Annotated in this window: 27 protein-coding genes; 24 read left to right on the top strand and 3 right to left on the bottom strand. The window is 45.2% G+C overall.

Going from position 1 to position 23,688, the window contains the following annotated elements:
• Positions 1-11: 11 nt before the first annotated feature.
• The 19 genes from Xmir_RS08055 (at position 12) to cobT (ending at position 15,347) form a co-directional block, all read left to right on the top strand.
• Positions 12-653, top strand: a complete 642-nt coding sequence (locus Xmir_RS08055) for a cobalt-precorrin-8 methylmutase (protein WP_099113877.1) — start codon at positions 12-14, stop codon at positions 651-653.
• Positions 646-1,839: a cobalt-precorrin-5B (C(1))-methyltransferase CbiD gene (gene cbiD, locus Xmir_RS08050; protein ID WP_244170894.1), complete on the top strand. Its 1,194-nt coding sequence runs from the start codon at positions 646-648 to the stop codon at positions 1,837-1,839. The genes Xmir_RS08055 and cbiD overlap by 8 nt, the downstream gene beginning before the upstream one ends.
• A complete protein-coding gene (locus Xmir_RS08045) occupies positions 1,836-2,489 on the top strand; it encodes a cobalt-precorrin-7 (C(5))-methyltransferase (RefSeq protein ID WP_099113876.1) in 654 nt (217 codons plus the stop codon). Before cbiD ends, Xmir_RS08045 begins: the two co-directional genes overlap by 4 nt.
• On the top strand, positions 2,479-3,078 hold the full coding sequence (locus Xmir_RS08040) for a decarboxylating cobalt-precorrin-6B (C(15))-methyltransferase (RefSeq protein WP_099113875.1): 600 nt from the start codon (positions 2,479-2,481) through the stop codon (positions 3,076-3,078). The genes Xmir_RS08045 and Xmir_RS08040 overlap by 11 nt, the downstream gene beginning before the upstream one ends.
• Positions 3,071-3,859 (top strand): cobalt-precorrin-4 methyltransferase, encoded by a 789-nt coding sequence (locus Xmir_RS08035; protein ID WP_099113874.1) that lies wholly within the window; start codon positions 3,071-3,073, stop codon positions 3,857-3,859. Before Xmir_RS08040 ends, Xmir_RS08035 begins: the two co-directional genes overlap by 8 nt.
• Positions 3,840-4,940, top strand: coding sequence for a cobalt-precorrin 5A hydrolase (gene cbiG / locus Xmir_RS08030; RefSeq protein WP_099113873.1), 1,101 nt, complete (start codon positions 3,840-3,842; stop codon positions 4,938-4,940). Before Xmir_RS08035 ends, cbiG begins: the two co-directional genes overlap by 20 nt.
• Positions 4,934-5,659: a precorrin-3B C(17)-methyltransferase gene (locus Xmir_RS08025; protein ID WP_099113872.1), complete on the top strand. Its 726-nt coding sequence runs from the start codon at positions 4,934-4,936 to the stop codon at positions 5,657-5,659. The genes cbiG and Xmir_RS08025 overlap by 7 nt, the downstream gene beginning before the upstream one ends.
• Complete coding sequence (locus Xmir_RS08020) at positions 5,656-6,456, top strand: cobalt-precorrin-6A reductase (protein WP_099113871.1); 801 nt, start codon at positions 5,656-5,658, stop codon at positions 6,454-6,456. The genes Xmir_RS08025 and Xmir_RS08020 overlap by 4 nt, the downstream gene beginning before the upstream one ends.
• Positions 6,457-6,510: 54 nt before the next feature.
• Positions 6,511-7,299, top strand: a complete 789-nt coding sequence (gene cbiK, locus Xmir_RS08015) for a sirohydrochlorin cobaltochelatase (protein WP_099113870.1) — start codon at positions 6,511-6,513, stop codon at positions 7,297-7,299.
• Entirely contained in the window at positions 7,299-8,105 is an 807-nt protein-coding gene (locus Xmir_RS08010; RefSeq protein WP_099113869.1) for a cobalt-factor II C(20)-methyltransferase, read from the top strand. Before cbiK ends, Xmir_RS08010 begins: the two co-directional genes overlap by 1 nt.
• 3 nt (positions 8,106-8,108) lie before the next feature.
• Positions 8,109-8,852, top strand: coding sequence for a cobalt ECF transporter S component CbiM (gene cbiM, locus Xmir_RS08005; RefSeq protein ID WP_099113868.1), 744 nt, complete (start codon positions 8,109-8,111; stop codon positions 8,850-8,852).
• Positions 8,853-8,864: 12 nt separating this feature from the next.
• A complete protein-coding gene (locus Xmir_RS08000; RefSeq protein ID WP_099113867.1) occupies positions 8,865-9,152 on the top strand; it encodes an energy-coupling factor ABC transporter substrate-binding protein in 288 nt (95 codons plus the stop codon).
• Positions 9,149-9,826: an energy-coupling factor ABC transporter transmembrane protein gene (locus Xmir_RS07995; protein WP_099113866.1), complete on the top strand. Its 678-nt coding sequence runs from the start codon at positions 9,149-9,151 to the stop codon at positions 9,824-9,826. Before Xmir_RS08000 ends, Xmir_RS07995 begins: the two co-directional genes overlap by 4 nt.
• A gap of 61 nt (positions 9,827-9,887) precedes the next feature.
• Positions 9,888-10,688, top strand: a complete 801-nt coding sequence (locus tag Xmir_RS07990; RefSeq protein ID WP_099113865.1) for an ATP-binding cassette domain-containing protein — start codon at positions 9,888-9,890, stop codon at positions 10,686-10,688.
• Positions 10,689-10,705: 17 nt separating this feature from the next.
• Complete coding sequence (locus tag Xmir_RS07985; protein ID WP_099113864.1) at positions 10,706-12,328, top strand: cobyric acid synthase; 1,623 nt, start codon at positions 10,706-10,708, stop codon at positions 12,326-12,328.
• Positions 12,325-12,870 (top strand): bifunctional adenosylcobinamide kinase/adenosylcobinamide-phosphate guanylyltransferase, encoded by a 546-nt coding sequence (gene cobU / locus Xmir_RS07980; RefSeq protein WP_099113863.1) that lies wholly within the window; start codon positions 12,325-12,327, stop codon positions 12,868-12,870. The genes Xmir_RS07985 and cobU overlap by 4 nt, the downstream gene beginning before the upstream one ends.
• Positions 12,867-13,625 (top strand): adenosylcobinamide-GDP ribazoletransferase, encoded by a 759-nt coding sequence (gene cobS, locus Xmir_RS07975; RefSeq protein ID WP_099113862.1) that lies wholly within the window; start codon positions 12,867-12,869, stop codon positions 13,623-13,625. Before cobU ends, cobS begins: the two co-directional genes overlap by 4 nt.
• Positions 13,626-13,653: 28 nt before the next feature.
• Entirely contained in the window at positions 13,654-14,256 is a 603-nt protein-coding gene (locus Xmir_RS07970; RefSeq protein ID WP_099113861.1) for an adenosylcobalamin/alpha-ribazole phosphatase, read from the top strand.
• 2 nt (positions 14,257-14,258) lie between these two features.
• A complete protein-coding gene (gene cobT, locus Xmir_RS07965; protein ID WP_099113860.1) occupies positions 14,259-15,347 on the top strand; it encodes a nicotinate-nucleotide--dimethylbenzimidazole phosphoribosyltransferase in 1,089 nt (362 codons plus the stop codon).
• Between the two features lie 46 nt (positions 15,348-15,393).
• Here the strand turns inward: cobT and Xmir_RS07960 are convergent, their stop codons facing one another.
• The gene (locus tag Xmir_RS07960; RefSeq protein WP_099113859.1) at positions 15,394-17,001 is read right to left on the bottom strand and encodes an AMP-binding protein; all 1,608 of its coding nucleotides are present in this window, start codon (positions 16,999-17,001) and stop codon (positions 15,394-15,396) included.
• A gap of 290 nt (positions 17,002-17,291) precedes the next feature.
• On the opposite strand from Xmir_RS07960, the gene Xmir_RS07955 reads away from it, so the two are divergent.
• Positions 17,292-18,041, top strand: coding sequence for an SDR family oxidoreductase (locus Xmir_RS07955; protein ID WP_099113858.1), 750 nt, complete (start codon positions 17,292-17,294; stop codon positions 18,039-18,041).
• Between the two features lie 147 nt (positions 18,042-18,188).
• On the top strand, positions 18,189-18,860 hold the full coding sequence (locus Xmir_RS07950) for an epoxyqueuosine reductase QueH (RefSeq protein ID WP_099113857.1): 672 nt from the start codon (positions 18,189-18,191) through the stop codon (positions 18,858-18,860).
• 246 nt (positions 18,861-19,106) lie between these two features.
• Here Xmir_RS07950 and Xmir_RS07945 read toward each other — a convergent pair whose 3' ends face one another.
• Positions 19,107-19,922, bottom strand: a complete 816-nt coding sequence (locus Xmir_RS07945) for a helix-turn-helix transcriptional regulator (protein ID WP_099113856.1) — start codon at positions 19,920-19,922, stop codon at positions 19,107-19,109.
• 1,348 nt (positions 19,923-21,270) lie between these two features.
• Here Xmir_RS07945 and Xmir_RS07940 point away from each other — a divergent pair.
• Together Xmir_RS07940 and Xmir_RS07935 are read left to right on the top strand one after the other, a co-directional pair.
• Positions 21,271-21,936 carry a bactofilin family protein gene (locus Xmir_RS07940; protein ID WP_244170893.1) on the top strand — a complete coding sequence of 222 codons (666 nt, stop codon included), beginning with the start codon at positions 21,271-21,273 and terminating at the stop codon, positions 21,934-21,936.
• Between the two features lie 140 nt (positions 21,937-22,076).
• The gene (locus Xmir_RS07935) at positions 22,077-22,376 is read left to right on the top strand and encodes a GNAT family N-acetyltransferase (protein ID WP_244170892.1); all 300 of its coding nucleotides are present in this window, start codon (positions 22,077-22,079) and stop codon (positions 22,374-22,376) included.
• 84 nt (positions 22,377-22,460) lie between these two features.
• Here Xmir_RS07935 and Xmir_RS07930 read toward each other — a convergent pair whose 3' ends face one another.
• Positions 22,461-23,081 (bottom strand): phage repressor protein CI, encoded by a 621-nt coding sequence (locus Xmir_RS07930; protein WP_099113854.1) that lies wholly within the window; start codon positions 23,079-23,081, stop codon positions 22,461-22,463.
• 208 nt (positions 23,082-23,289) lie between these two features.
• On the opposite strand from Xmir_RS07930, the gene Xmir_RS07925 reads away from it, so the two are divergent.
• Positions 23,290-23,637, top strand: coding sequence for a DUF5347 domain-containing protein (locus Xmir_RS07925; RefSeq protein ID WP_099113853.1), 348 nt, complete (start codon positions 23,290-23,292; stop codon positions 23,635-23,637).
• The last annotated feature ends 51 nt before the right edge of the window (positions 23,638-23,688 follow it).

The following is a 23,688-nucleotide window of genomic DNA, read 5'->3' as shown; positions in this document are numbered from 1 at the left end:
GAGGGAGTAGCATGAACGATTATATTCAACAGCCCCAACAGATTGAACAGAATAGCTTCGAAATAATTACTCGCCTTATCGATGAATTACGTCCTGATTATCACTTTGTGGATGCGGATCAGGAAGCGGTGATCAAACGGGTTATTCACACTACCGCCGATTTTGATTGGCTCGATATTCTCCATTTTTCCCCGGGTGTTTTGTCCCTGATTCGTGGCGGTATTTCACGCGGCTGTACGCTATATACCGATACCACAATGGCCCTGTCAGGGATCAACAAAACGCGTCTGGCTCAGTATGGCTGTGAATGCCGTTGTTATGTCAGCGATCCCAGAGTCATTCAAATAGCAAAAGACCGGCAAATCACGCGTTCAATGGCGGCCGTTGATCTTGCCCTGCAAGAGTCAGGGGAGAAGATTTTTGTCTTTGGCAATGCACCGACTGCGCTATTTCGCCTGATGGAACATCAGTCAGCACCGATTGCCGTGGTCGGTGTACCTGTTGGTTTTGTTGGTGCGGAAGAATCCAAAAATGCCCTGATTAACAGTGGACTGAGCTGCATAGCGGCAAAAGGGCGTAAAGGGGGGAGCAATATCGCCGCGGCCATTGTTAATGCCATCCTTTATCGGATGCCGGAGGTGACACATGGATGAAATCCGTGATAGCCGGGCAGAAGGTTTTGGCGTGCATGGATTTGCAATAAATAGCCCCGGAACAGTTTGGCATAGGGGGAAACAGTACCGCAAAGGTTACACCACCGGATCTTGTGCAACGGCCGCTGCCCGGGTGGCGGCGTTGATGATCCTGCGTCAGCAGGTTATTCATCAGGTTTCGATTGTCACACCTTCTGGTGTCACTTTGGCTTTGAATGTCGAGCAACCTTTGGTTGAAGGTCAGCAGGCGATTGCCGCTATCCGTAAAGATGGTGGTGATGATGTGGATGCGACTCATGGCATGTTGATTTTTGCCCGTGTTGCACTGAATGACAGTGGCGTGATTACGCTGGATGGCGGTGAAGGTATTGGGCGGGTAACGCGCGTAGGGGTTGGTTTGCCTGTTGGTTGGGCCGCTATCAACAAAACGCCACGGCATACCATTGAAGAGGCGGTTCGGGAGGTGATTGGCCCGCATCGTGGGGCGGATATTGTGATTTTCGCCCCAGAAGGCGAAGAGCGGGCGAAGAAAACGTATAACGATAGATTGGGGATCAAGGGCGGAATTTCGATTATCGGCACGACGGGCATTGTGACACCGATGTCCGAAGAGAGTTGGAAGCGTTCATTGGCGCTTGAATTGGAAGCCAAACGTGCCAATGGGCTGGATCGCATTATTTTTGTGCCGGGAAATCACGGTGAGCGTTTTGTCAGCCAGCAATTGGGCATTGATGCTAATTATGTTGTCACAATGAGTAATTTTGTCGGCTATATGCTGCAAGAAGCAGTACGTTTGGAATTTCGTCATGTGGTGCTGGTGGGGCATGTTGGCAAGTTGGTGAAAATCGCCGCCGGTATTTTCCACACCCATAGCCACATTGCTGATGGTCGTATGGAGACGCTGATTGCCAATCTGGCCTTGATGGGAGCACCTTTCGAACTGATTCAGGCGGTGGATCAATGTGATACCACTGAAGCTGCCATTGAGTTGATCGCCGAACAGGGTTGGCAGGATGTCTTTTCACAAATTGCCCGGAAAATCTGCGGGCGTATTGAGCAGATGCTGCGTTTCGCCAGCAACAAACCACAGTGTGATGCCATTCTTTTCTCTTTTGATAACCAAGTATTGGGCTGCAATCGGCCTGTGAGTGAAATCGCCGAAGATTTTGTGGAGGGCTTACGATGATCACGGTTGTCGGCATTGGCCCCGGCGCGGCGGCAAACCAAACTTTGGCTGCCTTGGCGGCAATTAAACAGGCGGAAGTGCTGGTCGGCGGCAAGCGTCACCTTGCCGAATTCCCCTCTTTCAGCGGTGAAACCCGTCGCTTGAATGCCGATATGGATGGATTGATGCGCTGGCTTGAACAGAACCAACATCGGCACATTGTGGTATTGGCTTCGGGCGATCCCCTCTTTTATGGCATTGGCAAGCGGATCACCGAACATTTTGTTGGGTTACATGCGGATGGACAAATAGATGGACAAATAGATGAACAAAACGTCCGCATCATTTCTGGTATCAGCTCGGTTCAATATTTGTGCGCCCGTACGTTGCTGGACATGAATGACATTTATCTCACCAGCAGCCACGGAAGAAAACCGGATTTTGACTGGCTGCTCCGGCACGAAAAAATTGCGATGGTGACGGATGAGGTGACAGGGCCTTACCAAATCGCGCAAGAAATTCTGGCACGCGGGCAGCAGCGTTGCATGGTGATTGGTGAAAATCTGTCACAAGAAAATGAGCGGATTGTTTGTTTAAACGCGGAGCAGGTCGCACAACGTGGCGACATTAATTATGGCTTGAATGTGGTGGTGATCCTGAATGAAAGATGAACTTTTTTTGCGCGGTCATCGCATCCCCATGACCAAAGAAGCGATTAGGGCGTTGGCATTAGAACGGTTGGAACTGAAAAAAGCCAGGCGTTTTATCGATGTCGGTGCCGGTACAGGCAGTGTCAGCATTGAAGCGGCGTTGCGTTATCCCACGCTGGATATCCTCGCGATTGAACGCAAGGAAGAAGCGTTGGTGTTGATTGCTGAGAATATCCGGCATTTTGGCTGTCACACGGTTCGCATTCAGTCAGGTGTTGCCCCTGTGCCATTGGAAGATAGCGCAGATGCCATTTTTATTGGCGGAACGGGTGGGCATTTGATTGAGATGATCGATTGGGCGTTGGCACACCTGAATCAAGGTGGACGTTTGGTGATGACTTTTATTCTGCTGGAAAATTTCACGCAGGCATTGTTGCACCTGCAAGCCTGTCAGGTGACATCACTTGATGGCCGTGAAATTCAGGTGGGAGAACTGACAGCATTGGGGCAGGGGCACTATTTTAAGCCTAATAACCCTACCTATTTGATCTCTTGCCAGAAAGAGGCCGCCCAAGAGATAACTTGGCAAAAGGAGCCGGATCATGTCTGAACCTATTGATAAAACTGATTTTGATACTGAAAAAGTCTGGTTTGTCGGAGCCGGGCCAGGGGACAAGAGCTTGATAACCCTGAAAGGCTATCAATTGTTGCAACAGGCTGAGGTCGTCATTTACGCCGGTTCGCTGATTAACCGGGAACTGCTGGAATATTGCCGTGAAGATGCTGAATGCCATGACAGTGCGGTGCTGACATTACCGGAAATCACTGTCTTGATGGTGAATGGCGTACAAGCGGGCAAATTGGTGGTTCGTCTGCAAACCGGAGACTTATCGCTGTTTGGTTCTATCCGGGAACAGGCCGAAGAGCTGGCAAAGCAGGGAATTGGATTTGTCTCTGTACCGGGAGTGAGTTCATTTCTCGGCGCCGCTGCACAACTGGGTGTGGAGTATACCGTTCCCGAAGTCGCGCAAAGTTTGATTATCACCCGCATAGAAGGCCGGACTCCCATGCCGCCACGGGAAACGCTGGAAGCTTTTGCCGCTCACCAAACTTCAATGGCGATTTTCCTTTCAGTGCAGGACATTGCGGGAGTGGTTGCCCGATTGATTCAGGGCGGTTATGCGCAAGAGACGCCGGTTGCCGTGGTTTATAAAGCAACATGGCCGGATTGTCAGATTGTGCGTGGTACTTTGCTCACCATTGCTGAGCAGGTACGCAGCGCTGGCATTCGTAAAACGGCGTTGATCTTAGTCGGTGCTTTTCTTGGGGAAGAGTACCATTACTCGAAATTATATGACGCGGGGTTCAGCCATGAATACCGTCGCGCTTGATCAAGCGATTCCTGAAAACGTTATATCTCAAAATGCCATTGCCCTGTTTTGTTTGACCGCAGGCGGTATGGCGCTGGCTCGTCGTTTGCAATCCCATTTGGCAATGGACTGTTTTACTTCTCCTGAATGGGTGGAAACAGGGTTCACAGCGTTTGACGATACTTTTGCCAATACGGTACGCAAGGCGTTCATTCAATATGGCGCTTTGATCATGATTGGGGCAACGGGAATTGCCATTCGGGTTATCGCCCCCCTGCTCAAGGATAAAATGACTGATCCGGCCGTTGTGGTGTTGGATGAAAAAGGGCAATTCGCCATCAGCTTACTGTCAGGGCATATGGGCGGTGCAAATGATCTGGCCCGGCAGGTGGCGGATATTCTTGATGGTCAGGCAGTGATCACCACGGCGACGGATGTTAACCAAATCGCTGCGCTGGATGTATTGGCTCAACAGATTGACGGGAAGATGGAAAATTTTCGTGCCAACGTTAAAACCATCAATCAAATGCTGGTCAATGGTAAGCGTGTGGGGATTTGGTGGCATCCTGCTTTGAACGGCGAACAAGGCTGCTACGATACGCGCGGATTTATTCCTGTTACCGATTTAAATCGGCTACCTAAGTTAGATGCGTTGGTTTATGTCAGTTATGGCAGCGCAAAGCTGGAGTTGCCAATCCCGACATTTAAATTGGTTCCTCGCCGTATTGTTGCGGGAATAGGCTGCCGGCGTGGTGTCGAAGCCCGCCGGATAACACAGTTGCTGGAATATCATCTGGCAGGACATGATCTTGATCCACTGGCATTAAAAGCCATCGGCAGTGTGGAATTAAAACAAGCAGAACCCGCATTAATCCAATTGGCAGAAGAGCGCCAGATTCCGTTTCAGATCTTCTCTGTTAATCAGCTCGCCCAATGTGAACAAGAACAGGCATTTCCGGCCTCTGAATTTGTTCGCAAAACCGTGGGCACAGGCTGTGTCTCCCAACCAGTGGCTTGGCTGATGAGCCAGGGGCATCTGGTTGGTCATACCTTGCGTGAGCAGGGCGTTACCATCACATTAGGAGTACGGCATCCATGTTAACCGTTATTGGCATTGGCCCGGGCAGTGAAGCCATGATGACGCAGGAAGCGGTTGCTGCATTGAAAGCCGCTGACATCGTGGTGGGTTACAAAACCTATACCCATTTGGTGAAACCGCTGGTGGGCGATAAAGAGATCATCAAAACCGGCATGTGCAAAGAGATTGAACGTTGCCAGACGGCAATCGAACTGGCAGAACAGGGCAAAAATGTGGCGGTGGTTTGTAGCGGTGATGCGGGTATTTATGGCATGGCGGGATTGATTCTGGAATTGGTCAGCCAGCAAAAACGCAACGTAGAGGTTCGGCTGGTTACGGGCGTTACCGCGAGTACAGCCTGTGCGGCCTTGCTTGGCGCGCCATTGATGAATGATTTTTGTCATATCAGCCTGAGTGATCTGCTCACACCGTGGGAGGTGATTGAAAAACGGGTACAGGCTGCGGCAGAAGCGGATTTTGTCGTCTGTTTCTACAACCCACGCAGCCGGGGACGGGAAGCACATTTGGCACGGGCATTTGATTTGATGGCCCCGTGGAAATCGGCTGAAACACCCGTCGGTGTGGTGAAAGCGGCAGGACGCAAACATGAGGAAAAATGGCTGACGACGTTTGGTGCTATGGATTTTTCCCGCGTGGACATGCGCAGTCTGGTGATTGTGGGTAACCAGTCAACTTACTTACGCGATGGGCTGATGATCACTCCCAGAGGGTACAAACTATGAAACAGCCGCTGATTCACATTTTTGGCGGCACGAGTGATGCCCGCCAGATTTGCGTGATGATGGATACTGCCGGCATAGATTATGGCCTGTCAGTGGCTACGCCAACGGGAGCACAACAGGCAATGGGGGTCCGGGGTGAAATTGTCGTTGGCCGGATGGAATCCGAAGGCATGGTCGAATATCTGCGAAAGCGGGGGACGAGAATGGTGATTGATGCTTCTCATCCTTATGCCGAACAGTTGAGCCACAACATTGTGAATGCCTGTCAAACATTGGGGCTTCCCCTCATTCGTTATATTCGCCCCAGCGATATTGACGCCATCAAACATCCTCTCATTTATAAAGTGGCCAACGTTGAACAGGCGTGTGAAGTGGCGGCCAGCCTGGGTTCACGGATTTTACTGACCACTGGCAGCAAGCAATTAGCCGATTATGTGTCCCGCTTGAAAGGAAAAACGGTGTTGGCCCGTGTGTTGCCGACAGTGGACGTTTTGGCAATGTGCGAATCCTGTGGTTTATCAGTGGATCAGGTTTTTGCCCTGAAAGGCCCGTTCAGTGCTGATTTTAACCGGGCATTTTACCAATTTTGTCAGGCGGAAGTTGTGATCACCAAAGAATCAGGTGAACAGGGCGGTTTCAAAGAAAAAGTTGAACCGTGCCTTTCCCTTGGTTTGCCCTGCATCGTGATTTGCCGTCCGGGTCACCCGTTTTCAGGAGACGGCATGGCAGGAGAAAGTATAAAGCAAGCCCATGGGATGGAAGAGATGGCGCAGTTTTTGGCGGATTTTTCAAGGTAGGTAACCAGCAAGATAGGTAACCAGCAAGATAGGTAACCAATAAGGGAGAGCAAAATGAAGAAAGCATTATTGGTGATAAGTTTTGGAACCAGTTATCCAGAAACGCTAAAAAACAATATCGAAGCCTGTGAGCAGCAACTGGCGTCAGTTTTCCCGGACAGGGAATTATTTCGGGCGTTTACTTCCGGCATGATCATCCGCAAATTGCGTCAGCGTGACGGCGTTCATATTGATACGCCCCATGATGCACTGACCAGATTACACCATGCCGGCTATAACGATATCGCTGTTCAGTGCCTGCATATCATTAATGGTGATGAGTATGAAAAGGTCCTTCATGAGGTAGAGAAATTTCGCCCCCGTTTTAAACGGCTAGTGCTGGGTACTCCGCTGCTCACCCGTTTTGACGATTATGTGCAATTGATGCGGGCATTGAGCCACCAGCTTCCGCGATTGGCGGGTAACGAATGTGTCGTTTTTATGGGGCACGGCGCAACGCATCATGCCTTCTCTGCTTATGCCTGTCTGGATCATCTGATGAACCATTACCACTTTCCGGCACGTGTCGGCGCAATAGAAAGCTATCCCGAACTTCCCCTGATCATAAAAGGATTAAAAGAACAAGGGATCTGCAAAGCTTATCTGATGCCACTGATGCTGGTGGCAGGGGATCATGCCATCAATGATATGGCTTCAAATGAAGAAGATTCCTGGAAATCTCAGTTGGAAAAAGCGGGGATTATCGCCGTCCCTTGGTTGCAGGGATTGGGTGAAAACCCAATGATTCGGCAGATGTTTGTGGATCACCTTACCTGCGCGCTTAATGATGAGGAGAAAGTCTGATGAGTGGAAAAATCAAGGCTGGAAAACTGTATGTCATGGGCGTTGGGCCGGGAGCCAGTGATCTGATTACCGTGCGGGCGGCGCGTATTCTCTCTGAACTTGATGTGATTTATACCCCGACGGGCAAAAAAGGCATTCAAAGCCTCGCCCACTCTATTGTTGAAGAATACCTCTCACCCATGACTCAAGTATGTACTTACCATTTTTTAATGAAAGGTGAGAGGACAGCAAAAGAAGCGGTATGGAATGAAGTGGCGCAAGCCTTAAAAGAGGAGGTTGCCAGCGGCAGGAAAGTCGGTTTTATCACCTTGGGTGATCCCATGCTGTTCAGTACGTGGGTATTTCTTTTAGAACGGATGACTTCTTTAGGACAAATAACGTCTTTAGGACAAGTCGCTGCGGAACAGATGAAAAATCCGCCTTGGCTGGAAATTGTACCGGGGATTACTTCATTTTCGGCCATTGCTGCGGCGGGTGTCATGCCATTGGCGATGGAAAACCAAACACTGGCCGTTATCTCCTGCATGGCGCCTGAAACCGTTCTGGAACAGGCGTTACTTAACCATGATTGTATTGTCCTGATGAAAGTCTATTCGCGTTTCGCGCTGATACATGAACTATTGCGTCGGCACAATTTACTGGAACATGCGTTGATGATGGCAGATGCCACTTTACCGACGGAACAGTGCTGGCGTGATCTTGCGGCACTGTCTCCTGATGTCTCTCCCAACGCAGCAGACCGCGAACAGGCTTTATCATATTTCTCAACGATTTTGATTAATAAAAACTGGCAATTATCGAGGTGAATTATGCAACAGCAACTAACGAAGTTTTCGTTATCTGGTGCGGCTATCGCACTGTTTTTAGCATTGTCTTTGACGTTTGCACCACAAGAAGCCTTTGCTATGCATGTGATGGAGGGATTTTTGCCACCGATGTGGGCATTGGCATGGTGGCTGGCTTTTTTGCCTTGTTTGGCGGCAGGATTAGTCAGGTTACGCCAAATTGTGCAGGAAGACAGTAATCAGAAGGTGTTGTTGGCACTGTGTGGGGCATTTATTTTCGTCCTTTCGGCATTAAAAATTCCTTCTGTCACCGGCAGTTGTTCCCATCCGACAGGTGTTGCCTTAGCCGTGATTTTGTTTGGTCCCTCCGTTGTGGCGGTACTTGGCGCAATTGTCCTGCTGTTTCAGGCATTATTGCTCGCACATGGCGGTATCACGACTTTAGGAGCCAATGGAATGTCGATGGCCGTAATCGGCCCATTGGTAGGTTATCTGGTATGGCGGTTTTCCTGCAAAATGGGAATACGCAAAGATGTCAGCGTCTTCTTGTGTGCCTTTGTGGCCGATATTGTCACTTACACCGTGACTTCCGTTCAGTTAGGTGTTGCTTTCCCCGATCCGCAACTGGGTATGGCTGCCGCCACTCTCAAGTTTATGGGTATTTTCTGCATGACCCAACTACCTATTGCGGTGGCTGAAGGATTACTGACGGTATTGATTTACGACCAGCTCGTTAAAAGACAATTAATTCAGGCCCGTAGTGCTTAAGGAGTGTTGAAGATGAAAAAGACATTGATATTACTGTCCCTCGTTGCGGCATTGTGCATCATTCCATTTTTCATTGACCACGGTGGGGAATTTGGTGGGGCAGATGGTCAGGCAGAAGCACAAATCATGGAAATTGCACCGGATTATACTCCGTGGTTTGAATCCTTGTATAAACCAGCCAGTGGAGAAATAGAAAGCCTGCTGTTCACCTTGCAGGGATGTCTGGGTACTGCCGTGATTTTCTACATTCTTGGTTATTATCGCCGTACCCGAAAAGATCATGAGTCGAAAAGATCATGATCGGAATCGATAAACTCAGTTATCAGAGCCGTTGGCGTGACAAAGATCCCAGGGCGAAATTCGCCCTGTACCTCTTATTTATGGCGGCGGCAATGGTGCTTTCTCCGGTATGGCAAGCTGTGTTGGTTGTCGGACTTGCCATGTTTAGCTGCTATCTGTTACGTATTAGCTTACTGCGTTACCTGAAATGGTTGTTGCTCCCTGTGGGTTTTTTGGGGCTTGGCCTGATTGCCATCGTATTGTCAGCAAGCCCACAGCCGGACAGCCTGCTGTGGGGATTTCAAATCGGACGGTATTGGTTCGGCCTTGACCCACAGGGAGTAGTGATGGCTAATCAAGCTCTCTGGCGCAGTCTGGCGGCGCTATCGGCAACGTTCTGGTTCATGATGAACATGCCATTCGAACAGATGATTAAACTGCTCAAGTTTTGTCGTGTTCCTCACTTGTTGATTGAACAAATCCTGCTGACGTGGAGTTTTATCTTTATCTTTTTGGAAGAAGCGGTGGCAATCCATCATGCGCAGTCATTACGGTTTGGTTATTCATCCTTAAAAACCGGATACCGTTCGCTGGCAATGCTGATCAGTATGTTGTTTTCACGGGTGATGAGCCGTTACCAGCAAATGAGTATCGCATTGGAACTCAAGTTGTATCAGGGCGATTTTCATTTATGAGATGCCGGTTGAATGTGGATAGGGGAAGAAATAGATAGTAAAAACAGAGGAGGCGGACACTATGTTAGAAACACGGGCACTGTATTTCGGTTATCAGGATGAACCTGTCTTGAAAGATTTGACCCTTGATTTCAGCCGTCATCAAGTTACCGGGATTATCGGCGCGAATGGTTGTGGTAAATCGACGTTACTGATGAATCTTTCCGGAATTCTGCGTCCACAGCAAGGGGCGGTCTGGTGGAATAATGCGCCATTGGATTACAGCAAAAAAGGCTTGATGACGTTGCGACAGCATGTTGTTACCGTATTTCAAGATCCCGATCAGCAGATTTTTTATACTGATATTGAAAATGATCTGGCTTTCAGTTTACGTAATCTGGGGGTTGATGAAACAGAAATCCAGCGCAGGATCGAACAGGCGCTGACTTTGGTGGATGCCCATACTTTCCGTAACCAACCCATTCAATATTTGAGTTTCGGACAGAAAAAACGTGTCGCCATTGCGGGGGCATTGGTGATGGAGTTTGATTATTTGCTATTGGATGAACCCACCGCAGGGCTGGATCCCGCCGGTCGCCGGCAAATGTTGGAAATCATCGGCATGATTGCCGACAAAGGGAAGCGGATCATCATTTCCAGCCATGATATCGATTTGATCTATCAGATCTGTGATGGTTTGTATGTACTGGCGGATGGTGAAATGATCAGTGCCGGTAAACCGGAGATTGTACTGCGGCAAAAAACACAACTTGAACAGGCAGGCTTAACACAGCCGTGGTTAGTGAAACTCCACTGCGAAGCCGGCTTACCTTTGTGTAAGAGTGAGCAGGAACTTTTTGCGGTTTTGCGTGAAGCCAATTAAATAAGGGAGAACAGACAATGACATTATCGCTGATGATTCAGGGAACGGCGTCTGATGTAGGAAAAAGTGTGCTGGTGGCGGGGTTTTGTCGAATATTCTCGCAGGATGGCTATTGCTGTACTCCTTTCAAGTCACAGAATATGGCACTGAATTCTGGCATTACTGCCGATGGCAAAGAGATGGGACGAGCACAGATATTTCAGGCAGAAGCAGCCGGTATTGCACCGGATGTCCGCATGAACCCTGTGTTGCTGAAACCCACCAGCGATCGCAAAGCGCAAGTGGTTTTCATGGGAAAAGTCATGTGCAGCATGAATGCGGTGGAATATCACGAATATAAGCCCCAACTGCTCCAGCAAATTCTGGAGGCATATAACGGTCTGGCAGCAGAAACGGATATCATGGTGTTAGAAGGTGCGGGCAGCCCGGCAGAAATCAATCTGCGTGATCGCGATATCGTCAATATGGGCATGGCTGAATTAGTGGATGCACCTGTGATCCTGGTGGCGGATATCGATCGGGGTGGGGTGTTTGCATCAATTTACGGCACGCTGGCCTTACTCAAACCAGAGGAAAAAGAACGGGTCAAGGGCGTGATTATCAACAAATTTCGTGGTGATCTGGCGTTATTAAAATCGGGTATTGATCAGATCGAAGCCTTGACGCAAGTCCCGATCTTGGGGGTTTTGCCGTGGCTGGATCTTGATCTGGAAGATGAAGACAGTGTTGCTTTGCAGTTGAGGAAATATGATCAGTTGGGGAAATATGGGCAGTCGGAGAAAGAAGCAGAAGATTACCTCGATATAGCGGTGATTCAATACCCTCATATTGCCAATTTTACGGATTTCAACGCGCTGGCGGCTCAACCGGATGTGCATCTGCGTTATGTCTCTGAGCCTTCTGCGCTTCAGGGCGCTGATCTTATTATTCTTCCCGGCAGTAAAAATACTTTAGGTGATTTGGCATGGCTAAAAATCCAAGGGTTTGATCAGGCCATTATCGATATTCACCAAAAAAACGTTCACCAAAAAAACGCTCACCAGAAACAAGTGCCGATTATTGGGATCTGTGGCGGCTACCAAATGTTAGGGAAGCAGATTGTGGATGAAGTGGAATCCGGCTTAACCCAAATGGCAGGCTTGGGATTATTGGATACTGAAACACAATTCTCTCACGAAAAGCAGACGGCACAAGTGACGGGCGTTGTGATGCCGGCATTATCGGGGATGCTGAATTTATGCAGTGAACAGCCGATTACGGGTTATGAAATTCATATGGGAATAACCCGGCTTGGTCAGCAGGCAACGCCTTTCGCCAAAATGTATTTACACAATGGTAAGGAAAAAACTTGGTTTGATGGCGCTGTTGCTCAGGATGGTTTAGTGATGGGAAGTTATCTGCATGGTTTGTTTGACCAGAATGCTTTTACCCGATCGCTATTAAATCAGCTTCGTATACGTAAGGGTTACGCGCCATTGGAAAATATGGTTTTCAATTACTTCCAACATAAAGAAAAACAATTCAACATATTGGCTGCCAGCATGCGTGAACATCTGGATATCCGGCGGATTTACCAGTTAATGCGTGAGCACAAATTGTTGAGAGAAAGAAGTGGAGTCTGTGATGGAGTCACGCCATGATTTTGGTGACAGGAGGGGCGCGCAGTGGAAAAAGCAGCCATGCTGAACGCCTGATTGCTGAACAATGCGAACAAGTATTGTATATTGCCACAGCTCAGGTGACAGATGCCGAAATGGCGGCCCGCATTGAGCGACATAAACAGGAACGCCCGGTACATTGGCGGACTTGGGAAGGCCATCAAAACTTAGGTTCCGTTATCCGCCAGCACCGCCAACCTCAAGAGGGCGTTATACTTGAATGTGTCACCACATTGATTGCTAACTTATTATTTGATTTATCGGGTGGAAGATCACCTGATGAACTGGATTTTGCATCCTTGGAGGTGTCTATCCATCATCAGATTGATGATCTGGTTGATGCCAGTGTGATGTGTCCTATGCCAGTCTGTTTGGTGACCAATGAATTAGGAATGGGAATCACACCTGAAAACAGATTGGCGCGCCATTTTGTCGATATCGCTGGACGTGTCAACCAAAAGCTAGCACGGGCGGCTAAAGAAGTCTGGTTTTTGGTTTCAGGCATTGAGGTAAAGATTAAATGAAACTGAGCCTTTTTTGGGCCACCTTACAGTTTTTGACACGGCTTCCTGTTCCTGAAAGATGGGGAGCGGGGGGGCATTTCCAGCAATATTGGCGTGGTGTTCCCTATTTTCCATTAGTCGGCCTGATTGTCGGTGGCTTGGCTGGTTTGGTATCGCTCTCTATCAGCCAGTCTGGTGGAGGAATGTATATTGGTGCGATTAGTTATGTACTGGTACTGGCCCTGCTGACGGGCGGGCTACATTTAGATGGATTGGCGGATACCTGTGATGGGATTTTTTCTGCCCGCCAGCGGGAAAAAATGCTGGATATCATGCGTGATAGCCGGCTTGGGACTTATGGCGGCATCGCGCTGATTTTTTGTATCTTGATTAAGACATTGGCTGTCGTCGAACTCTATTACTACTCCTTTTTTGACTTGCTTGCTGTATTGACATGTGCGCCGATTGTCGGGCGTACAGCCGTAGTGCTTTTAATGTATGGGCAACGTTATGCCCGTGAAGGTGAGGGGATGGGAAGTAGTTATATTGGCCGGGTTACCTCTTACTCTGCTGCGTTGACTTTGTTAGGAGGAGCAGTATTGGTCATGGCGCTGGGGAACTGGCAAGGCTTAACGGCCATGATGATAACACTGTTCGTGATTTATGGGCTTGCTTTGTATTTCAATTATCGCCTTGGCGGGCAAACGGGTGATACGTTGGGCGCTGCAATTGAAGCAGGGGAAGTTATTTTCTTGGTGGCGATGATTTGGCAATAAATAAAATACATAGGGAGAGAATAATCAGATGCGGATTTTTCTCGTGCGGCATGGGCAGACACAAGCCAACATTGATAGTGTCTTTTGCGGCAAAACTGACTTACCCTTGACGGAAGTGGGAGTCAGGCAGGCGCAACAACTTGCCATTGCATTGAAAAATATTACCTTTCAATCCGTCCACTGTAGTAAAAAGCAGCGGGCACACCGGACAGCACAAATCATTTCTCCATCAGGCATACAGAACGACAGCCGTCTCAATGAATTGGATTTTGGGGCATGGGAATTGCGCCATCACGAAAATATCGCTAAAGAAGATCCACAGGCTTGGTCACGCTGGTTGGCGGACTGGCAACATGGCTGCCCACCTGAGGGGGAATCATTCAGGCATTTTGCGGAGCGGGTGAAAGAGTACACCGAAGAATTACGTTCTGATACGGTTTCAGAAAATCGCCTGATTGTTGCGCATCAGGGGGTTTTGGGATTATTGCTTGCCGGATTACTCAAACTGCCGATAACTGCCATGTGGTCTTTTCCCTTTCAACAGGGCACCTACAGTATTGTCGATAATCACGCGGGATTTATTATTTTGCGTGCATTTAATGTTCAGACCGAATATTGGCCGGAAGGATAAAGATGACTCTTGAATCTTTAATTAGTGCAATTCGCCCCTTAAATCGGGTGAATATGGAAAAAGCGGCACAGCATATTGACAGTTTGGTCAAGCCGTTGGGTAGCTTAGGACGACTGGAAACGCTGGCGATACAATTGTCCGGTATGTCAGGCATTCGTGATCTGAGAGATCTACAAAAAGAGATCATTGTGATGTGCGCTGATCACGGCGTATATGATGAAGGCGTGGCTATTTCGCCTAAAAATGTCACGGCTATACAAGCATGCAATATGTTGAAGGGATTAACAGGTGTTTGTGTGTTGGCGAAAAACAGCGGAACGCATGTTTTGCCCGTGGATATTGGCATTGATTGTGAGCCGATTGAACATTTGTTGTCTCTGAAAGTTGCGCGGGGAAGCGGTAATATCGCGCAAGGATCGGCGATGGATTATGAGCAGGCTGAAATGCTATTGCTGGCAAGTGCACAACTGGTGCAGCAGCGTATTGCAGCAGGGATAACGGTGTTTGGCGTAGGGGAGTTGGGCATTGCCAATACGACTTCGGCGGCAGCGGTTACCTGTGTCCTGACAGAGAGTGATCCCTGTGATGTGGTCGGGTTGGGGGCGAATTTTCCCCCTGAACAGTTGGTGCACAAGCAATCCATTGTACGGCAAGCCATTGCTGTTAATCGGCCGGATAGCAAAAATGCCCTTGATGTGTTGGCAAAAGTCGGGGGATTTGATCTTGTTGGCATGACGGGCGTGATTCTGGGAGCCGCGGCTTTCGGAGTGCCTGTTGTACTTGATGGTTTTTTATCTTATGCGTCAGCGCTGGCAGCGTGTCAGATCTCACCCATTGCGCGGGATTATTGCATCCCTTCCCATATGTCGGCAGAAAAAGGCTCGGCGCTGGCATTATATCATTTGAATCTGCAACCTTATCTGCATTTAGATTTGCGTCTTGGAGAGGGCAGCGGGGCGGCTATTGCCATGTCCTTGATTGATGCTGCTTGCGCGATGTATTGTCATATGGGGAATTTGGCAAGTAGCGGGATCCAATTTGCCGATACGATACCAGAAAGGCCGCGCATAACGCGACCTCTGGAAATATAACTCAGGTTAAAGTTATATCAAAAATTATACCATTATCTTATATCGCTTAATTTTTAACACGTTCCCTCAATAGATTTTTCATAATCTTACCATTCGCATTTCGGGGTAGTGTTAAAAAAGTATACCCTTTAGGCCGTTTATACCGTGCGACTACTGTACAAATATAATCATTTAATGCTTGTTCCATCACTGAACTATTTTCATCTAATTCAATGAAGGCATGAGGAACTTCTCCCCAATAGGGATCAGGTTTCGCGACGACGGCGGCGGCTGAAACACCGGGATAACTGGACAGGGCATTCTCTAATTCAAGGCTGGAAATGTTTTCACCACCGGAAATAATGATATCTTTTTTTCTATCGATGATTTTGATATAGCCATCAGGGTCAACAACGGCTAAATCACCGGTATAAAACCATTGGCTGCTCATCGCTGGCGTGACATGACGTGCCGGGTCGTAAGAAGCGACAATATTCCCACGGATGGCAATTTCCCCAATGCTTTTGCCATCAAAAGGAACTTCCAGCCCGTTATTTTCGTCAATAACACTAACCTGCCCCTGTAAGTTGGAAACGATCCCTTGGCGCATCTTCTTTAAGATCATTTCTGATCTTGGCAAATCTTCCCACTCAGGTTTATTTTCACAGATAACGACAGGCCCGTAAGTCTCGGTTAAACCATAGACATGTGTTGCCGTAATGCCAATGGAATCTAATAGAGAAAATACCATTTCTGTTGGCGGTGCTCCTGCAATAAGTGCATAAACGCGCCCACCAAAATGTTTCCCAAATTTTTGTGCCGCTTTGCCCAAAGAGTAGTGAACAATCGGGGCGCCACAATAGTGTGTGACATTATTTTCCTGCATAAGCGTTACTGCTTCTTCTGCATCAAATTTTTTCATACAGATATGAGTGCCGGCCCGTGCAGCAATTGCCCATGGAAAACACCAGCCATTACAGTGAAACATAGGAAGTGTCCATAAAAAGGCAGGGCGCTTGGGCATATCCCAATCCAAGATATTGGAAATGGCATTAAGGTAGGCACCACGATGAGAATAAACGACTAGCTTAGGTTGCCCGCTGGTTCCTGAAGTCGAATTAATACTGATGGCTTCTTGTTCATCAAACTGGGTAAATGATAGAGTTTTTGATATGTTTTCGGTTATCAATGATTCATAAGGAATAAATTCATATTCAGTTGTAGATATTGGGGTGGTTGAATTATTCGTATCAACAATAATTAACCTGATTTTACTATTGAAAGTGACACTATCTAATAACGAAATATAACTCTTGTCGATAAATAATATTTTGGGGCTGAGTTTTTCAAAAACAAAATTTAATGTCGCGGCATCTGTCCGTGTACTCAGGGCATTAAGAATGCCACCAGCCAGAGGAACAGCAAAATGTAATTCGAGTAATTCGTGGGTATTGGGTAAAAGAGCGGATACTACGCTCTCTTTACTCACTCCCATTTGTTGAAGTGAAATAGCCATTCTTTCGCAGCGATTGGCATATTGGCGCCATGTCCAACGATGTTTTCCATCGATAACGGCAATATCACCACCACCACTTAATACGGCTCTTTTAAGAAATAAAATCGGTGATAATGCTGTGCCATCATATTTATCTAGGAATGAATTATCGAGAGTCATATTTTTACCTCATTTTGTTACACCCTTTAAAATTAACAGACCGACTTCAAATAATTAACATTATGTTAATATAATAAAGGTATTTTTACAGTAATACATGACTAAATTGGATAGATGCTGTTTTTATTTAAAATCTTATGTGAGTTATTCTCTCTTTTTTTAAACATTATATTTTTTGTTATACTGTTTTTATTTATTAATATTGATGAATTAATCACTAAAAAATATATTAAAAAATTACATTCAAACTAATAAAAAAACTCCATCTATTAATATAAAAGGAAACAATTATGTTTAATTTAGCAGGAAAAATTGCTTTTATCTCAGGTGGAACCAAAGGTATTGGCAAGGGCATAGCAAAAGTGTTGAAGCAAGCTGGTGCGATTACCATTATTGCCGGTACTGATAGCGTGAAAGGGGAATCAGTCGCTAAAGAGCTAGGGGTTGATTTTATTTCTCTTGATGTCACGGATCAGGCTGCATGTAAAAGTGTAATTGATAAGATTGTTAAAAAATATGGCAGGCTCGATATTCTTTGCTCTAATGCGGGTATTTTTCCACAACATTATCTTAAAGACATGACCGCTGAAGATTGGGATTTAGTTCATACTGTCAATCTCAAAGGGACATTTTTCTTAGTTCAAGCGGCATTGAATGTTATGGAAAAGCAACGTTATGGACGTGTTGTGATCACTTCTTCAATAACCGGAGAAATCACGGGTCTTTCAGGCTACAGCCACTATGGTGCAAGTAAAGCGGGGCAGTTAGGGTTTATGCGTAGTGCTGCATTGGAGTATGCAGGCCAGGGTATTACCATTAATGCTGTTATGCCGGGCATGATCATGACTGAAGGTTTACAGTCATTTGGTGATGATTTCCTCGATCATGCGAAAAATATCACACCAATGCGGGAATTGGGGATACCGGAAGATATCGGTTATGCGGCCTGTTTTCTGGCATCTGATGAGGCGAAATATATTACCGGGCAAACAATTGTTGTTGATGGAGGACAGGTTCTGCCAGAAGTACAGGAAATCTGATTGCCTTTATAAAGTGCCTTTACAAGGATTGTAGTAACATGATTGTCGTAATACAGAAGAAAAGGGTAAAATGGCTACCCAATAAACACAGGAAGGGGATGGTATTCTCTTCCTGATTTTTATTGTCTGAATCAGGTAAAGGATATTATGTCATTGAACTATGAACGTAACCCGCTCCCACTGCCAAATGGGCACAATAAAGTGTTGCTTCACTCATGTTGTGCGCCATGTTCTGGGGAGGTCATGGAAGCAATGCTGGCTTCAGGGATTGATTTCACAATATTTTTCTATAATCCCAATATTCATCCTCTAAAAGAATATGAACTGCGCAAAGATGAAAATATTCGTTTTGCGGAGCAAATGGGTATTCCCTTTATTGACGCTGATTATGACCGTGATAATTGGTTTGAACGCGCAAAAGGAATGGAAAATGAACCTGAACGTGGTATTCGTTGCACAATGTGTTTTGATATGCGTTTTGAGCGAACCGCGTTATATGCCCATGAAAATGGTTTCTCTGTGATTACCAGTTCGCTGGGTATTTCTCGTTGGAAGAATATGCAGCAAATTAATGAATGTGGTGTTCGGGCCGCTTCTCATTATCCTGATCTCATGTATTGGGAATATAACTGGCGAAAAGGCGGTGGTTCTTCCCGCATGATAGAGATCAGCAAACGTGAAGAATTCTATCAGCAGGAATATTGTGGCTGTATTTATTCTCTCAGAGATACTAACCGGCATCGTCTGGCAACGGGGCGTGAAAGGATAAAATTGGGTACGGTCTTTTATAGTGCAGATAGCGGGAAAAAAGATAGCTAATTGCATCGATTTTCTTGAGGTAATTAAAAAAAAGCCTGCACGGGCAAGTGCAGGCCAAAGATACGGCAAATATAAAAACCCTGGTGGTGACTTGGAGCGAACCTAGTTAGGCTCTGAATAGTGATGAGTCACCATGACTATATGTGAGATGGGATACTGCCGTCCAATGGATTGCACAGATCAATCAAGGAAGATTGATCGATAAAAACGATCGTTCATTGATCTATTAAACAGAGAAAATGATCACTAATCCTTGCCATATCTGGCGCGATTGGGTGTACAACCAAAACGCCGTCGATAACTTTGGGTAAAATAGGACTGGCTGGAGAAGCCCGATTCTAATGAAATGTCGGCAATACTCATTTCACTGTTTAGCAATAATTGGTGGGCATACAGAATCCGTTGTTCGCTGATCCAAGCTCTGGGGGAAGTTCCATAGACACTGTTAAAAAGTTCTTTAAAGGAAGTCAGCCCCATGCCGAACTCGCGTGCAAAGTCATTCAATCTCCACTCTTTTAGATAATGGTTCTCCATAAATGTTTGTAAACGTTCTACCTGACGATTGCTTAACTTCCGTAGTACAGACATTAGCAATGCTCCCTGTTCACTCAAGGAAAGCAGCAGCAGCAGTTCTTCAACTCTTAATTGAATCAAGGCTGGCGGGTAATCATGAGCCAGTAAATTGGCGAGCCCGCGGATGCTTTCCGTTAGTAGGGGAAACTGATTAAAAGGAATCAGCCTGTAAGCAGGAGAATCTTGCCGCTCTATTTTGCTTAGTAATGAACCAAAACGTTTTAAAAAACTGCGCAGGAACTCCATATGTAATGGTAACCATAATACCTGACAGCTTTCTGTATTGGTTCTGGCAGCATAGCTACCCGGATGAGTAAAAAGGATCTCATTCGATGTGATGTGATAAGTATTGATGCAATCTTTCCATACCATTTCTCCATCAAGTAAAATGTACAGCCCTCTTTGTTTATGTTCCAGAATATTGAAATCCGGCATGGTTAATTCGATAGTACAAATACTTTTTTGATTTAAGCCCGTCGTCCTTTTCATTTAATACTCCTAATTTTCCTTATCATGAGTAATCATTTTTTTTGATGAGTGCATGGTGTATTTATTATATTAATTAATGGATGGTAGAAAAAACTTCCCTATGGCATTCAGATTATCTTTATTGATAAAGAGATTGCAGGTTTAATCTGGATTGAAAGATCTTAAAAGTTCATGCGTAACATCAATTAAATTACTTAGGGTATTATATATCTAAATAAATATTTGTGTTAGGTTTAAGTGACATTTTTTTGATATAAATTTATCTGGCCTACTTTTTTTGTGATTAAAAATAACTTTTTCATATTATGTTTATTTTTTATCTTGTGTTGTTTGATTTTTATATAATTGTTTTTAGGGGAAAAGGATATGGTTAACAGTGACAGATGTTAATGAGTGTATTCTATTGAGTTAATTATTTTAACGGGCTTTTATCACCATGAATATCATTAATTATTTGGTTTTGGCTTTTTAATTCGTTGATAATTATATTATTTATGTGTATATGACCACTATGATGGGTTAATGGCTAATAAGATGAATAATTGTTGAAATCCAATGGATTATAGATGATTTTTCAACGTAACCTAATATCATTTTCGAGCATTAATTATAATAGTTATAGTGGTGAAAGTTAACAAAATGGATTATCTGGAATTTTAATTACAAAGTGGATTTTGGCCTGATTATTACGTAAATTTCATTTTGCAAGTTAACATTAAGACATCATTTCTAAATTTCAAAAATCAATTGTATTTTCTTGTCAAAGAAAAAAATGGCATTCATATCAAAAGCATAAATTTACTACTTCTACTAAGGCATTTCATTTCGCTCTCTGTGGATGTGAATGTCAGGTTCGTTAATTCAGTCATATCTTGATAAGAAGAAACGATAGTTAACAAAATTAGGCCATTATTTAACCGTAAAAAGGCGGTAAGAAACGGATGCAGAACAATCACTGGTAACGATGAAAGTATGAATGAGTATGAATCATTGAGTACGCGTTTTTTCTATATGCTCAACATGATACGAATATATTAATATTTTGTTTTTTTATTGTTATGTGTTTATTGGCCAATGTGGTTGTTATCGATCAAGTTTATCGTGTTAGGTTTTTTTTATTTTATAAATATAGAATAAATGAATTCCAATTCAGAGGGTTAAACTCAAATAGCAACTTTATCCGTGTAATAACGCTATAAATACCTCTGTTATAGCTTCGTAGATTGTTTTTTATACTTGTACAATGCTAGGATGTGTTTTCACAGCCCTTTTTCTATACCTGCTAAGGCATATCCGTAGATATATTTGCTGATGAAATATAAGAAAAAACTAAAAAAACGAGAAACATATGGAAAAGTATCGTTTTTCAGATAACGCTTTTTTATACAGTCTATGGCTCCTTTGGGGGAGCGCATTAGGACTCTATCTGTATGGTGCTTATATTAGTTGTACCATAACAGCAATTTTATCTTTTTTAGCCTTAGTGTTTTACTTTGTAAATATGAAATTGAGAATAAACGCTATGTTTGGAAAAAAAACTGAGACACCTGTTGCCAGCTCTACTACACCAGTTAAGAGCATACAGTTTGAAGAGAAAAAGCTCCCTGAAGCTGAGATTCGTCCCAACACCATTGTTGCCAAAAACTCAGTATTCAAGGGTGATATTGAAATGGACGGGGATATCCAAATCTGGGGTAAAGTCATTGGTAATATTCGCGTGAAAGGTGGTGCCATTCGTATTATGCATGCCGGTAAAATTGAAGGTGAGCTCAATGCCCCTGAAATCATCATTGATGGTCATGTTGAAGGTACGTGTTGTGCGGAAACGTTGGAGATTCTGGAACATGGCGAGTTGAGAGGCATCAGCCGCTGCGGAAGTATGTCAATTCGCCGTGGTGGGTTATTTGTTGGTCAGTCTGAACAGGTTGAAAATAAGAAAAAACCAGAAATTGAACGCGTTATTGCGATTAGGGATAGTCAGGGAGATAAACCAAAAGCTAAAAATAACGCTTGATAATTGCTCGTAAAATAAAACGTTATGCCTTACTGCCGGGAAATATGTATGATTTCCCGGCAGTTTTATTTTTATTACCGATTAATTTTTCCCTAAATTTCAAGAGGCATCATGATTGTTGAATTGGATACAGAAAGATTGTGGCTCCGGGCTTGGAAGGAAGAAGATTTGTTGAAATCGGCTGGCGGTTGGATAAGCCATTCTGGGGAAAAGGTTATGCCTGTGAAGCGGCTCGTAGAATTCTTGATTTCGCCTTTACAGAAGTTGGGTTAGAAGAAGTGGTTGCTTTCACGACTATCTCTAATTATCGCTCTGAGAGTGTCATGAAAAAGTTGGGTATGATCAGGGATGAAAAAACGTTTTTCCATCCTGCATTAACAGAAGATCACCCATTAAAGGAGCATATCTTGTATCGGATTCAGCGTTCACATGACGTGTGAAACGCGCTAAGCACCATTAAACGCCATCAAGGTTATCCTGATGGACAGAGATAACCTTGATGGAAACCGTTTTATGCCGGATTGTTATTGTCTGGAAATGACCAGAGCAACGCGGCCGATAAATTGAATGTCACTGATTGCACAATCAAAAGTGACATCATTGTCACTGACACGAATCTTACTGATCGGGATTTTGGCAATCTTCTTGATGCTGTGCATGCCCTCAATATCCACCAGCCATAGGCCATCTTGGATATTATCTTCCTGAGTATCCAGCAGATACCAGGCAGAACCATCATCAACAACCAGTGGATTTTTGAGTTCCTTGGAAATTAATTCGCTATCCAAAATCACAGGGGGAGCTTCGTTTAGCCTGCCTCCTGACAGCTTTACACGAGAAATCGACGGAGCAATGATATCTTCCAGTCGCTCTGTTTTCTTTTCACTTTCTCCATCTGGAAATATTTCTCCCTGACCCGTGCTCAGCCAAAGCAGTGAGGCTCCAGTTTCGAGATTGCACTGGATGATCCAATCCGCTGGAAAACTATCACGAAGGTAGCGGTTTGCCATCGTGCTTTTGGAAACTCCCAAATGGTCACTTAGGGCCTGGCGTGACTTAAATCCATATGCGCGGACAAGACGTTCAATAGCAGGTCTTCCTCCACTATCGGCCCCCATTTTGATCTCAATATTGGTATTTTTCATTGACAGTACAGATAAGAGCTATTAGTATCCCATTAAAGTTCTTGAATTGAGACCTTTGATGGGCCCAGATTGGTTAAGCTGAAAACCAATGAGAGATATTGCATCATGAACGCCCAGATTTCAATCTTTATGCCCCATATAAAAATATTTCAGAAATGGCGTTGAGAGTGGTCAGAAATGGTTCTGTAGGAAAATGTTGAGGGAAAACATGGCGAATACTGAAAAAGAAAAGTTTGCCCAAATAAACCTCGGCCAGCGGCTGGAAGGATTGAATCATTTGTCGAGAATTCGGGCGACGTACTGGGGGGACGATGAAAAGGAGTTAAATCGTTTTTTTGCTGATATGCGTGATAAAAGGGACAGCCACTACGAAGAGAACAAGCGGGCGTTATCCGCCATTCTCTATTTAGCGAATATCCCGCGCTCCCGCCACGACAGTGAATTCAACCACTTTACCCAAGAGGAAAAAAAAGCGCTGATCAAGGCGATGAACCATATTAAGGTTGTTGTTAGTCAGTTCCCAAAGTACCTGACACTATCTCCCGATACGCTCTAATTAATACGGTTTTCTAAACGCATTTTTTTGACACATTGCTGACATATGGCA

The organism is Xenorhabdus miraniensis (assembly GCF_002632615.1).
Note: the sequence above shows the minus strand (reverse complement) of the source record. Positions and strands in the feature narration are given on the sequence as shown.

Bases quoted from the DNA above. Each gene is read 5' to 3' on its own strand.
- cbiD (WP_244170894.1), top strand. From the start codon at position 646: ATGGATGAAATCCGTGATAGCCGGGCAGAAGGTTTTGGCGTGCATGGA.
- Xmir_RS07990 (WP_099113865.1), top strand. From the start codon at position 9,888: ATGTTAGAAACACGGGCACTGTATTTCGGTTATCAGGATGAACCTGTC.
- Xmir_RS07930 (WP_099113854.1), bottom strand. From the start codon at position 23,081: ATGAAAAATACCAATATTGAGATCAAAATGGGGGCCGATAGTGGAGGA.
- Xmir_RS08045 (WP_099113876.1), top strand. From the start codon at position 1,836: ATGATCACGGTTGTCGGCATTGGCCCCGGCGCGGCGGCAAACCAAACT.
- Xmir_RS07950 (WP_099113857.1), top strand. From the start codon at position 18,189: ATGTCATTGAACTATGAACGTAACCCGCTCCCACTGCCAAATGGGCAC.
- Xmir_RS08035 (WP_099113874.1), top strand. From the start codon at position 3,071: ATGTCTGAACCTATTGATAAAACTGATTTTGATACTGAAAAAGTCTGG.
- Xmir_RS08040 (WP_099113875.1), top strand. From the start codon at position 2,479: ATGAAAGATGAACTTTTTTTGCGCGGTCATCGCATCCCCATGACCAAA.
- Xmir_RS07970 (WP_099113861.1), top strand. From the start codon at position 13,654: ATGCGGATTTTTCTCGTGCGGCATGGGCAGACACAAGCCAACATTGAT.
- Xmir_RS07985 (WP_099113864.1), top strand. From the start codon at position 10,706: ATGACATTATCGCTGATGATTCAGGGAACGGCGTCTGATGTAGGAAAA.
- Xmir_RS07925 (WP_099113853.1), top strand. From the start codon at position 23,290: ATGGCGAATACTGAAAAAGAAAAGTTTGCCCAAATAAACCTCGGCCAG.
- Xmir_RS08010 (WP_099113869.1), top strand. From the start codon at position 7,299: ATGAGTGGAAAAATCAAGGCTGGAAAACTGTATGTCATGGGCGTTGGG.
- Xmir_RS08025 (WP_099113872.1), top strand. From the start codon at position 4,934: ATGTTAACCGTTATTGGCATTGGCCCGGGCAGTGAAGCCATGATGACG.
- Xmir_RS08000 (WP_099113867.1), top strand. From the start codon at position 8,865: ATGAAAAAGACATTGATATTACTGTCCCTCGTTGCGGCATTGTGCATC.
- Xmir_RS07945 (WP_099113856.1), bottom strand. From the start codon at position 19,922: ATGAAAAGGACGACGGGCTTAAATCAAAAAAGTATTTGTACTATCGAA.
- cbiG (WP_099113873.1), top strand. From the start codon at position 3,840: ATGAATACCGTCGCGCTTGATCAAGCGATTCCTGAAAACGTTATATCT.
- cbiM (WP_099113868.1), top strand. From the start codon at position 8,109: ATGCAACAGCAACTAACGAAGTTTTCGTTATCTGGTGCGGCTATCGCA.
- cobT (WP_099113860.1), top strand. From the start codon at position 14,259: ATGACTCTTGAATCTTTAATTAGTGCAATTCGCCCCTTAAATCGGGTG.
- Xmir_RS07955 (WP_099113858.1), top strand. From the start codon at position 17,292: ATGTTTAATTTAGCAGGAAAAATTGCTTTTATCTCAGGTGGAACCAAA.
- Xmir_RS07995 (WP_099113866.1), top strand. From the start codon at position 9,149: ATGATCGGAATCGATAAACTCAGTTATCAGAGCCGTTGGCGTGACAAA.
- cobS (WP_099113862.1), top strand. From the start codon at position 12,867: ATGAAACTGAGCCTTTTTTGGGCCACCTTACAGTTTTTGACACGGCTT.
- Xmir_RS08020 (WP_099113871.1), top strand. From the start codon at position 5,656: ATGAAACAGCCGCTGATTCACATTTTTGGCGGCACGAGTGATGCCCGC.
- cbiK (WP_099113870.1), top strand. From the start codon at position 6,511: ATGAAGAAAGCATTATTGGTGATAAGTTTTGGAACCAGTTATCCAGAA.
- Xmir_RS07940 (WP_244170893.1), top strand. From the start codon at position 21,271: ATGGAAAAGTATCGTTTTTCAGATAACGCTTTTTTATACAGTCTATGG.
- Xmir_RS08055 (WP_099113877.1), top strand. From the start codon at position 12: ATGAACGATTATATTCAACAGCCCCAACAGATTGAACAGAATAGCTTC.
- cobU (WP_099113863.1), top strand. From the start codon at position 12,325: ATGATTTTGGTGACAGGAGGGGCGCGCAGTGGAAAAAGCAGCCATGCT.
- Xmir_RS07960 (WP_099113859.1), bottom strand. From the start codon at position 17,001: ATGACTCTCGATAATTCATTCCTAGATAAATATGATGGCACAGCATTA.